Origin of the sequence: Campylobacter sp. IFREMER_LSEM_CL908 (assembly GCF_025771545.1) — a bacterium.
GTDB classification, from domain to species: Bacteria; Campylobacterota; Campylobacteria; order Campylobacterales; family Campylobacteraceae; genus Campylobacter_D; species Campylobacter_D lari_D.
This window is the reverse complement of the sequence record NZ_JAKMQK010000023.1, coordinates 1-11,291: the sequence shown is the minus strand read 5'-3', so window position 1 is coordinate 11,291 and position 11,291 is coordinate 1. Positions and strand designations below refer to the sequence as shown.

Sequence of the window (11,291 nt, the reverse complement as noted above, 5' to 3'; positions counted from 1 at the left end):
CCCCGCCACTTAAAACTTTACCACTGCTTGGTGTGGCAGTATTATAAGCTCTTGCTAATCTTGTAATAGAATCAAGTAATATAATGACATCTTTACCTGTTTCTACCATCCTTTTTGCTTTTTCTATAACAAGTTCAGCCACTCTAACATGATTATAGGCAGGTAAGTCAAAAGTAGAGCTAAAAACCTCGCCTTTAACACATCTTTGCATATCTGTAACTTCTTCAGGACGCTCATCTACTAAAAGTACAATCAAATGAGCCTCTGGATGATTTTTAGCAATAGCGGTAGCTAGTTCTTTCATTAACTCAGTTTTACCAGTTCTTGGAGGTGCTACTATTAAGCTTCTTTGACCTTTTCCAATAGGAGCAAACAGATCAAGCATTCTACCTGTTAATTTTAAAGGATCATATTCTAATTTGATTTTTTCAGTTGGAAAAATTGGAGTAAGATTGTCAAATAAAGGTCTTTCTCTAGCTTCTTTTAATGGAAGATAGTTGATTGCTTCAATTTTTAATAAAGCATAGTATTTTTCTTGATCTTTTGGCTCTCTAACTTGACCAGTAACTATATCTCCTACACGCAGAGCAAATTTGCGAATTTGTGAGTTTGATACATAAGCATCATTTACACTATCGCTTAAATTTGAGTCCATTCCACGTAAGAATCCATAACCTTCAGGCGAAATTTCTAAAATTCCTGTAAAGAGTATAAAGCCACCTTTTTTTGTTTGTGCTTTTAGAATTTCAAAAATAAGATCTTGTCTTCTAAATTCTCTCGGATTTTCTATTTCTGCTTCATTTGCTATTTTTACTAAGCTTTCTAAATCAAGCAACTTTAAATCTTCTATTTTATAACCTTCAACAGGAATGTGTGTTCTTTGGTGTTGTTTCTTTTCTTTTGTATTTTCCATATATCCTCATAAAATGTAGAAAATGTAGTTTTTGTTTTAGTTTATTCAAAAAAGATTTTATTAAAAAAAATACTTTTTTGTCAAATTTTGGAAATTATAATATAGCTTTGTAAATAATTTTTAAAATTGAAAGTTTGAAAAAATGATAAAATATTGTAAAAACTTATAAAGAAAGTATAAAATGAGATGTAAGCATTGCCAATTAAGCTTTAAACAAGAACAAATGATAGAAAAAAATGGAAATTATTTTTGTTGTAAAGGCTGTGAAAGTGTATATGAAATTTTACAAGAGAATAATTTGGAGGAATTTTATGAAAAACTTGGTAATCAAACTTTAACCCCAATAACAATAGAATATAGTATTAAAGACTATGAAAAATACATACAAAAAACAAAAGAAGGCTTTAGTGAGGTTTTTTTACTGATAGAAGAAATTCATTGTGCGGCCTGTGTTTGGCTTAATGAAAAAATTCTCATTAAAAGCGAAGGAGTGATAGAAGTTGATATTAATTCTATTACCCATAAAGCTAGAATTGTTTTTGATGAAAAAAGTATTAATCTAGTAAAAATTATCCAAAATATAGAAAGCATAGGCTATAAAGCTAGTGTGTATTTACCTACAAAAAATGAACAAAGAGCAACTCAAACCAAAAGAGATTTTTATGCAAAATTAATAGTTGCTATAGCTTGCGTAATGAATATCATGTGGATATCTGTAGCTAAATATGCTGGGTTTTTTAGTGGCATGGAAGCTGATATTAAAGATATTTTACATTTTGCTGAATTTTTACTTTGCACTCCTGTACTTTTTTACACAGGTTCGATTTTTTATAAAAATGCCTATTATGCTTTGAAATTTAAAAATGTTAATATGGATACTTTGGTAATTAGTGGAGCAAGTTTAGCTTATATATATTCAGTGTGGGCAATGTTTTCAAGAGCTTCACAGGTATATTTTGACTCTGTGGCGATGATTATTTGTTTTGTTTTTATAGGAAAGTATTTAGAGCTTTTAAGTAAGAAAAAAGCCCTTGATACGCTCGATCATTTGAGGTCATTTTTAGGTAATGAAGTAAGGGTGTTAAAAAATGAAAAAATAGAAAATATCGATGTAGAAGAGGTGCAAATAGGAGATATTATAGAGTTAAAAGAAGGCGATAGGGTTTTAATAGATGGAGTGTGTATTAGCGGTAATATTAGTTTAGATATGTCTAGTTTAAGCGGAGAGAGCTTACCACTTGATGTGCAAAAAGATGATATGATTTATTCTGCTTCTTTAGTTTTAAGCGGGAATGCTTTATATAAGACAAATGCTCTTTATAAGGATTCTAAATTAGCTAGGATTATTGATTTACTTGAAAATTCAAGTGCTAAAAAAGCCAAAATAGAAAAAATGGTGCAACAGGTAAGTAAGTATTTTTCGCCTATTATTTTAATTTGTGCTTTGTTGTGCTTTGTTTTTACTTTTTTTGTACTAAATTTAGGTTTTGAAGAAGCCATGATACGCATGGTTTCTGTGCTAATCATAGCTTGTCCATGCGCTTTGGCTTTAGCTACACCGGTGAGTTCTTTAGTAGCAATTAGCACTGGTTTGAAGGAAAAAATTTTATTTAAAGAAGCAGGTGTTGTGGAGGATTTGAGTAAGTGCAATGTGGCTGTGTTTGATAAAACAGGGGTTTTAACAAAGGCTAGTTTAGAGGTTAAAAAAAGCTTTTTGGATGAGAGGTTAGATAAAAATGAGTTATTAAATTTCTTACACCTGACTAACCACCCAGTGGCTAAAAGCATTTTGAAATTTTTAGATGAAAAAATTGATAGCAGAATAGAATTTGAAAAAGTTCAAAATTTTCAAGCAAGAGGTTATAAAGCCTTTTTGGGCAAAGATGAATTTTTGGGAGGAAATGAGAAATTTTTCAAAGAAAATCATATGCAAGTACAAGAATTTCAAACTACGCATTTTATATTTGCTAAAAATAAAACTATATTAGCAGTTTTTGAATTAGAAGATAGTATGAGAGAAAGCTCTGAAGAGTTGATCGAATTTATGAAAGAATGCAAAATGCAAATTTATATATTAAGTGGCGATAATTTAAATGCTGTGAGTAAGGTGGCTGAAAAATTAAAAATAAATAATTTCAAAGCCTCATGCATGCCAGAAGATAAGATGCAAACGATAGCTAGGTTAAATCAAATAGGTAAGGTTTTAATGGTAGGAGATGGGGTAAATGATGCTTTAGCACTTTCTTATGCAGGTGTTGGGGTTTCTTTAAAAGAAGGTTCTGAGCTTGCTATGGAAAATAGTGATATTATATTGTTAAAAAACGACTTAAAAAGCTTGCAAAAGGCTATACAAATAGCTAAAAAAACTTATCAAATTATTAAACAAAATTTAGCTTTTTCTTTATTTTATAATGCCTTGAGCATGCCTTTAGCTTTTTTTGGTTTGATTAATCCTTTAATTGCAGCTTTATCAATGTCTTTTAGTAGTATAATAGTGATTTTAAATGCTTTAAGGATTAAAAAATGAATGGTGTTTTAATGATGATGATAGGTGTTTCTATGGTTGCTTTATTTTTGGCAATTTGTGCTTTACTTTGGGGGATCAAAAATAAGCAATTTGACGATGATTATAAATTTACTACTTTAAATGATAGCGAAGAAGCTTTAAATGATGCAGTAATTTTGGAAAAAAGAAAAAAAGAAGCTTTGGAAAAGAAAAATCAAGAAAAACAGCCATAAAGGCTGTCAAATTATTTTTTTAAGCTCTCGATGTATTCTTCAATTGCTTTAAAATCTGCTTCTGTTAAACCTTTAAGGTTAATCTTCATGATTGCACCTTGGCCATAAGCATTTCTTTTACCTGCTGCATAATCTTTCATGTATTGTAATCTTTCAGCTGCAGTTAAAGTATTTAAAGCAGGAACTTTGTTAAGATAAACTTTATCTGCTTTAGCACCATGACATACTGCACATTTTTTATAAAGTGTAGCACCATCCGCAGCAAAAGCTGAAACACTAAGACATGCCAAAGCTGATAAAACAAGTAGCTTTTTCATTGTATCACTCCTATATAAATTGAAAATAAAATGTTTTTAATTATATGCTTTTTTTATTTAAAGTCGCTTAAAAAACTTTTTTACTTGATAAATTATAAAATCTTAAAAAAAATTCATTATAATTTTTTTATGAAAACAAAGGCGTTATTTTTAGATAGAGATGGAATTATAAATGTAGATAAAAAATATGTTCATAAGATTAGTGATTTTGAATTTTGTGATGGTATTTTTGAACTTTGTGAATTTTTTCAAAAGCAAAATTTTTTAATTTTTATAGCTACTAATCAATCAGGTATTGCAAGGGCTTATTATAATGAAAAAGATTTTGAAATTTTAAGCTCATATATGCTAGGTGAGTTTTTGAAAAAAGGCATTAAAATAGAAAAAATTTATCACTGCCCTCATTTAGAAAATTGTGAATGCCGTAAGCCAAAACCTGGCATGCTTTTAAAAGCACAAAAAGAATTTAATATAGATTTTTCACAATCTTTTTTTATAGGAGATAATTTAAGTGATATGCAAGCTGGAATCAATGCTGGTATAAAAAATCTATTTTTGATTAATGAAAATTATAATGATGATAAAAATTATAAGGTCTTTAAAAATTTAAAAGAACTTTTGTATTATTTAAAGGATAGGAAATGAAAATTGTGATAACAGGTGGAGCAGGTTTTATAGGATCTGCTCTTGCTCTAGAACTTCAGGATAAACATGAGGTTTTGATTGTGGATAAAATGCGATCAAGTGCTACTTTTGAAAATGGAAATTTAGAAAGTTTTGGTCATTTTAAGAATATTTTAGATTTTGAAGGTGAGCTTTATGTGGGCGATATTAATGATGAAAAAACTTTAAAAGTTATAAAAGCTTTTAAACCTGATGTGATCTTTCATAAGGCTGCAATTTCAGATACAACTGTTTATGATCAAAACAAAGTTTTAAAGACCAATTTAAACACTTTTAAAGATTTTATAGAACTTGCTTTGGAACTTAATGCGAAATTAATCTATGCAAGTTCAGCTTCAGTTTATGGAGATGCTCCAAGCCCGCAAACTGTAAATTTAAGTGAAGCCCCTAAAAACCCTTATGCATTTTCAAAATTAATGATGGATAAATTAGCAAAAAAATACTTTAATAAAATGCATATAGTTGGGCTTAGATATTTTAATGTATATGGCAAGGGAGAATTTTTTAAAAATAGCACTGCTTCTATGATTTTGCAATTTGGACATCAAATTTTAGCGGGTAAAAGTCCGCGTTTGTTTGAAGGAAGTGATCAAATTTATCGTGATTTTGTGTATATTAAAGATGTTGTGAGTGCAAATTTACAAGCTTTAGAAGCAAAAAGTGGAATTTATAATGTAGCTACAGGTAAAGCAAGAACTTTTCAAGATATAGTAGATATTTTGCAAAAAGAATTAAACACCAATTATCCTTGTGAGTATATTCCTAATCCTTACAAAAATTCTTATCAATTCCATACTCAAGCAAAATTAGATGAGAGTTTTTCATATAAAGCTAAATTTAGTCTTGAAGAGGGTGTAAAAGATTATTTAGATGAGATCAAAAGGCTTTATGAAAAGGAAGTAAATGTTTGATTTTTTAAGTTCTAAAAAGCCAAAAATTTTAGTTATCGGGGATTTTATGGTGGATCATTATATATGGTGTGATTGTACTAGAATTTCTCCAGAAGCTCCTGTAATGGTGATGAAATCACAAAAAGAAGATAAAAGACTAGGTGGAGCTGGCAATGTATATGCAAATTTAAAAAGTCTTGGTGCTGAGGTTTTTGCTCTGGGGCTTGTGGGTGATGATGAGAGTGGGAGGTTTTTAAAAGAGAATTTAAATGCAAAATTATTAGTGGAAAAGGATAGAAAAACCCCTCTTAAGAGTAGAGTTTTATCACATTCTCAGCAAGTTTTAAGACTTGATGATGAGAATGATTTTGATACTAAATTAGAAGATGAAATTATCCAAGAGTATAAAACAATCGCAAAAGATTATGATGCGATTGTTTTGAGTGATTATGCCAAAGGGATTTTAACTTCAAAAGTAACAAAAGCTTTGATAGAGCATGCAAATACTTTAAATTTACCTATTTTGATTGATCCAAAAGGAAGTGATTTTAGCAAATATCAAAATGCAACCTTACTAACCCCAAATAAAAAAGAAGCTATTCAAGCTTTGGGTGTAGAAAAAATTGATAATTTGGAAAAAGCTTTAAAAAAATTAAAAGATAATTTGAATTTAGCTTATTCTATTATAACTTTATCCGAAGAAGGAATAGCACTTTTTGATGAAAAATTACATATTATTCCCGCAAAAGCCTTGGAAGTTTATGATGTAACAGGAGCTGGAGATAGTGTTATAGCTATGCTTGCTTATGCTTTAGCCTTAAAAGTTGATATTGTAAAAGCATGTGAGTTAGCAAATGATGCAGCAGCTGTTGTGGTAGCAAAAGTAGGAAGTGTGAGTGTAAGTTTAGAAGAGATTAAAAATCTAAAAAAAGCTTCTTTTGAAGATAAAATTAAAAGCAAAGAAGAGCTTGTGAAGTTGATACAAAATCAAAAAGTAGTTTTTACCAATGGATGTTTTGATATTATGCATTATGGCCATATAAAATACCTTGAAAAAGCTAAAAAACTAGGAGATATCTTAGTTGTGGGTTTAAATTCAGATGAAAGCGTAAAAAGACTAAAAGGAAACTCAAGACCTATAAATTTAGAATTCCAACGCGCATGTATGCTTGCGAGTATGTATTTTGTAGATTATGTAGTGATTTTTAATGAAGATACTCCTTATGAACTGATAGAGTTTTTAAAGCCTGATGTGCTAGTTAAAGGAGCTGATTATAAAGGCAAAGAAATAGTGGGTTCAAATTTAGTAAAAAAAGTAGAATTAATTGATTTTGAAGATGGATTTAGTACTACTAATATAATTAATAGGATTGCAAATGATAAATAAAATTGAAAAGGAATTTATTCAACATCAAAAAACTTTAGAGCAAAGTTTGAATTTAAAAGAGCAAATTGCTACGGTTGCTCAAGAATTAAAAGTGTGCTTGAAAAGTGGTGGGAAAATTTTAATTTGTGGAAATGGTGGAAGCGCTGCAGATAGCCAACATTTTGCAGCTGAACTTAGTGGAAGATATAAAAAAGAAAGAAAGGCTTTAGCTGCTATTGCTCTAAGCACTGATACTTCTGCTTTAAGTGCTATAGGAAATGACTATGGTTTTGAATTTGTTTTTTCAAGACAAGTTGAAGCTTTAGCTAGCAATAATGATGTATTGATTGGAATTTCTACTAGTGGAAAAAGCCCAAATGTGATCAAAGCTTTTGAAAAGGCCAAAGAAATTGGCACTAAATGTATAGGGCTTAGTGGAAAAGGTGGTGGAACGATGAATACATTATGTGAGCATAATATAATCATCCCAAGTGATGATACGGCTAGAATTCAAGAAATGCATATTTTAATCATACACTGCTTATGTGATTTGATAGAAGAAGAATATTAAGTTTGGGTTATTTTCCCAAACTTAAATAATATTCAATTTGATCTTTTTGTAAAATTCTAATTAAATTTGTACTTCCTGCGACACCTACTGGAAATCCTGCAGTAAGGGTATAAACCCCATCTTTTTGCATAAGACCTTTTTCAACTCCAAGTTTTACAGAATTACTTAAAAGCTCTGTTAAATTTTCATGTTTTTCTATCAATATAGCAGGTTGAACTCCCCAGACTATACTTAAAAAATTTAAAGCTTTTTTGGAATGAGTAATAGCTATGATATCCATTTTTGGACGATACCTTGCTGTTTTAACCGCAGAAGCACCACTGCTTGTAATGGTAAAAATTGCATTTGCATTTAAATCAGTAGCTAATTGTGTGCTTGATTTGGCAATGATATCAGTTTCGTTAAAGCATTTAAAATTTTCAAATTTTTCATAAGGATAGTTTTTTTCTGTTTCAATGATAGTTTGAGTCATAATATCAACTGCATTTGCCGGATCAATCCCCACCGCACTTTCTTCGCTAAGCATAACCGCATCAGTGCCATCAAGTACAGCATTAGCAACATCTGAAATTTCAGCTCTTGTGGCAGTTTTTGATTTTGCAAGCGAAAAAAGCATTTGAGTGGCAGTGATTACAGGTTTATTGGCCTCATTAGCTTTTTTAATGATGAGTTTTTGTATATTTGGTACTCTATAATAAGGCACTTCAATGCCTAAATCTCCTCTTGCTACCATTATACCATCGCTGCTATTTATAATTTCATCGATATTTTCAACAGCATCAAATTTTTCTATTTTTGCAAAAATAGCAATTTTGGCATTATTTTCATCAAGTATTTTTTTAACTTCATCAATATCATGAGCATTTTGCACAAAAGATATAGCTAAAAAATCAACATCGTTTTTAATGCCCCATGCAAGATCATCTTTATCTTTTTGAGTTATAACATCGATATTGATTTTTGTATTTGGAAAATTAATTCCTTTATTTGAACTAAGCACCCCGCTATTTTCTACTTGGGTTTGGATAAAATCTTTTTCAACTTGTATAACTTTAGTTTTAATAGAGCCATCACAAAGATAGATGTATTCTCCCACTTTTAGCATAGAAAGAATTTCGGGATGATTAATACAGACTTTATAATGTTCATTAGAAAGTTTTTCTCCTTCAAAAGTATCCTTGTAAAAGTCTAGTCTATCTCCACTTTTTAGCTCAAAAGCTTCTGGAATTTTTAAGGTTCTAATTTTTGGCCCGCTAATATCTTGTAAAATTCCAATCCTTGCATTAAGTTCAGCTGCTACTTTTCTAATGGTGGCTAGATTTTGACTATGATATTCATGAGTTCCATGTGAGAAATTTAAGCGAAAAACATTCACTCCATTAATAATCATTTGTCTTATTGTAGTTTCATTTTCACTTGCTGGCCCAATTGTTGCGACTATTTTTGTTTTTTTTAACATTTCCTATCCTTTTTATAGCAGTTCGCTAGTAAATAAATCTTCATTAAAATTAGCACCCAAGTATTGACAAATAAGTTTTGCATCTCTATAACCATTACCAAGACAACTCGTAGCACCTGGGCTTGGTGTCATATTAAAAATTATACCCGGAATTTCAGTGATGCTAGCCTCTCCAAGCATTAATTCTCCTGCTTTTTTATCAAGCACTTGAGGTCGCACTCCTCCAAAATTTTTAGCATAGTAAATATCATCTGTTTTTAAACTAGGAACTATTTTTTTAGCATCTTTTACAAAAAGTTTTTTGTTGATATAAGGAATTTCAAATAAATAATTATAAAGAATATAATTTCTAATAGTAGAATCTTTAAAAAGATTAAAACAAATTTTAATTACATTCATATCAAGATTAAGTGTTTTGAAAAATTCAGGTAAAGATTTAAAGCCATGGTATCTTTCTAGCATAGGAATAACTAAAGCAGTAGGACCAAAACGGGTGTTCATGTTAGCTAGTAAATCAGGATCGCCATGTAATGCAGCAAATGGGAGTTTTGGATTTTGCACCATATAAACCTTACCATTTAAAATTTTTCTTTTTGCCATGTAAAAACTTCCTGCAACAGGAAAGCAAGATTTGTCTAAACCTATACCCATTTTATGTGCTAAAAATAACGAGTGTGCACCTGCATTGACAATAATAGATTTCGCGCTATATTCTTTAAAATCTCTTGTTTTTATATAAAAAATATCATCTTTTTTTTCTATAAACACAACTTCTTGATTGTAAGCAACATGAGTATCTTTACCTTGTTTGCAAGCTTGCTCTATGAGATTTTGACTCATAAGTCCAAAATCTACTGTGGTATAAATTTCACCTTCTTCTACACCCATAGCTACTATATTATCCGCCCTATCATTGACACCATCTTCACCTAAAACAACATTTGGTTCTATTTGTTTGATTTCATTTTTTGTGTAAAATTTAATATAAGGATATAATTCTTTAAATTCTTCATATCTATTTTTCATATATTCACATTCTTTTTCCCCAACTGCAAGTGCAAGTTTTTGGTGTGAATACATGAATTTATTTTGTGCATTTTGCAAGAGCCCATATTTTACAATCATATCTGCTGTTTTTTTAACTTTTTTTGCTTTTTCCAAGGTATAGTTAGTTTCTATATCACCGCAGTGGATGGTTTGTGAATTACTTGTGCTGTGACTATTTAATGTTGCAGCGTTATTGTATTTTTCTAATAATGCAATACTTTTAATATCAGTATATCTTGCTAATTCGTAAAATGCTGCAGCACCAGAAATCCCACCGCCAATCACCACGGCATCAAAGTGTTTTCGATCCATTATCATCAATTCCTTTTGTGTATGTTTGATTTTGCTAATAATATCAAAATATAGTTGTTTTGAGTTTAAATAAAGCTTATAATTGAAAAGCCAAAGATATGGTTAATCTTTTAAAGTATAAAATTTTCACAAACAGCTTTTTTCATACCTCTAAAAATCAAAAATTTATCATAAATTGCATAATCAAAAAAATTTGCAAGAAATTGCCCATCGCCACCTGTGAAATATAACTTTTTATCATATGCACTATCTTTTATAAGTAAATATATACTTTTAAAAACTCCATAACTTAAGGCATCAATAGTTCTTTGGGGAAAGGCATCAAAGTTTATTTGAGTGTTAAGTTCGTGTTTTAAGCGAGAAGAAATACTAGCAAAAGATTTTTTGTAGCTTTCAATACCAGGCAGGATAAATCCTCCAAGATGGATTGAATTTGAAACAATATCCACAGTTATTGCAGAGCCAGCATCAACTACTACCCCATCTTCTATAGTATAGCAAGCTGCTATTCTATCAACTCCTAAATTCTTATAAATAGTATCAAAATTAAAATATGGAGCAAGGTTAATAAATAAAGGATTTTGCTTTAATCTTTGCTCTAAATTTGGATTAACATTGATGTAAAACACTTTTTGTGTCGGCTCATACTGTAAAAATTGCTCTATGCTCATAGAATGAAATTTTTGCTCATTTAAAAAACTTGCAGTTGTATTGCCAATATCACACAAAAGCATAATTTTGAATTCCTTTGGTGAATAAATATTCTTTTGCTTTTGAGCAAATTAGAGACTGATGAAAAATAAAATGATTTTTAAATTTTAAATTTAAAATTTGACTTATGTTTTGAAAAATATTTTCAAATTCTAAACCATCTTTTTTTAAAATCTTACTTTTTGCAAAAGAAAATAAAAATAAACAATATTGTTTTTTTGTATTTTCTCCATAAAAGCAAATTAGTTTTTTCTTTTTGCTAAAAGCATGGATATCCAAAGA

12 protein-coding genes are annotated in these 11,291 nt (G+C 29.8%); 6 read left to right on the top strand and 6 right to left on the bottom strand.

All coding sequences use genetic code 11. The features are described from left to right. Positions 1-913, bottom strand: a 913-nt coding sequence (gene rho, locus L8U04_RS08100) for a transcription termination factor Rho (protein ID WP_263709805.1), incomplete at its 3' end; no start/stop codon positions are given. Between the two features lie 181 nt (positions 914-1,094). On the opposite strand from rho, the gene L8U04_RS08095 reads away from it, so the two are divergent. Both L8U04_RS08095 and L8U04_RS08090 read left to right on the top strand, forming a co-directional pair. Next, entirely contained in the window at positions 1,095-3,440 is a 2,346-nt protein-coding gene (locus L8U04_RS08095; protein WP_263709804.1) for a heavy metal translocating P-type ATPase, read from the top strand. Continuing rightward, on the top strand, positions 3,437-3,652 hold the full coding sequence (locus tag L8U04_RS08090; protein ID WP_133319850.1) for a cbb3-type cytochrome oxidase assembly protein: 216 nt from the start codon (positions 3,437-3,439) through the stop codon (positions 3,650-3,652). The genes L8U04_RS08095 and L8U04_RS08090 overlap by 4 nt, the downstream gene beginning before the upstream one ends. 11 nt (positions 3,653-3,663) lie before the next feature. Here the strand turns inward: L8U04_RS08090 and L8U04_RS08085 are convergent, their stop codons facing one another. Continuing rightward, positions 3,664-3,969 carry a c-type cytochrome gene (locus tag L8U04_RS08085; protein ID WP_133319851.1) on the bottom strand — a complete coding sequence of 102 codons (306 nt, stop codon included), beginning with the start codon at positions 3,967-3,969 and terminating at the stop codon, positions 3,664-3,666. A 30-nt stretch (positions 3,970-3,999) separates the two neighbouring features. Here L8U04_RS08085 and L8U04_RS08080 point away from each other — a divergent pair, with 30 nt between their 5' ends. Genes L8U04_RS08080 through gmhA form a run of 4 tightly spaced genes read left to right on the top strand, consistent with a single transcriptional unit; the run spans position 4,000 to position 7,480 of the window. After that, positions 4,000-4,614: a D-glycero-alpha-D-manno-heptose-1,7-bisphosphate 7-phosphatase gene (locus L8U04_RS08080; protein ID WP_412175302.1), complete on the top strand. Its 615-nt coding sequence runs from the start codon at positions 4,000-4,002 to the stop codon at positions 4,612-4,614. Beyond that, positions 4,611-5,564: an ADP-glyceromanno-heptose 6-epimerase gene (gene rfaD / locus L8U04_RS08075; RefSeq protein ID WP_263709802.1), complete on the top strand. Its 954-nt coding sequence runs from the start codon at positions 4,611-4,613 to the stop codon at positions 5,562-5,564. The genes L8U04_RS08080 and rfaD overlap by 4 nt, the downstream gene beginning before the upstream one ends. Next, on the top strand, positions 5,557-6,930 hold the full coding sequence (rfaE1, locus tag L8U04_RS08070; RefSeq protein WP_263709800.1) for a D-glycero-beta-D-manno-heptose-7-phosphate kinase: 1,374 nt from the start codon (positions 5,557-5,559) through the stop codon (positions 6,928-6,930). The genes rfaD and rfaE1 overlap by 8 nt, the downstream gene beginning before the upstream one ends. Continuing rightward, the gene (gene gmhA / locus L8U04_RS08065; RefSeq protein ID WP_263709799.1) at positions 6,920-7,480 is read left to right on the top strand and encodes a D-sedoheptulose 7-phosphate isomerase; all 561 of its coding nucleotides are present in this window, start codon (positions 6,920-6,922) and stop codon (positions 7,478-7,480) included. Before rfaE1 ends, gmhA begins: the two co-directional genes overlap by 11 nt. 7 nt (positions 7,481-7,487) lie before the next feature. Here the strand turns inward: gmhA and pyk are convergent, their stop codons facing one another. From pyk to L8U04_RS08045, 4 genes are all read right to left on the bottom strand, one after another. Next, positions 7,488-8,939, bottom strand: a complete 1,452-nt coding sequence (gene pyk / locus L8U04_RS08060) for a pyruvate kinase (protein WP_263709798.1) — start codon at positions 8,937-8,939, stop codon at positions 7,488-7,490. Between the two features lie 12 nt (positions 8,940-8,951). Then, positions 8,952-10,298: an FAD-dependent oxidoreductase gene (locus tag L8U04_RS08055; RefSeq protein ID WP_220567164.1), complete on the bottom strand. Its 1,347-nt coding sequence runs from the start codon at positions 10,296-10,298 to the stop codon at positions 8,952-8,954. Positions 10,299-10,408: 110 nt separating this feature from the next. Beyond that, complete coding sequence (locus tag L8U04_RS08050) at positions 10,409-11,032, bottom strand: type III pantothenate kinase (RefSeq protein WP_133319858.1); 624 nt, start codon at positions 11,030-11,032, stop codon at positions 10,409-10,411. Next, positions 11,019-11,291, bottom strand: a 273-nt coding sequence (locus L8U04_RS08045; protein ID WP_263709797.1) for a hypothetical protein, incomplete at its 5' end; no start/stop codon positions are given. The genes L8U04_RS08050 and L8U04_RS08045, both read right to left, overlap by 14 nt.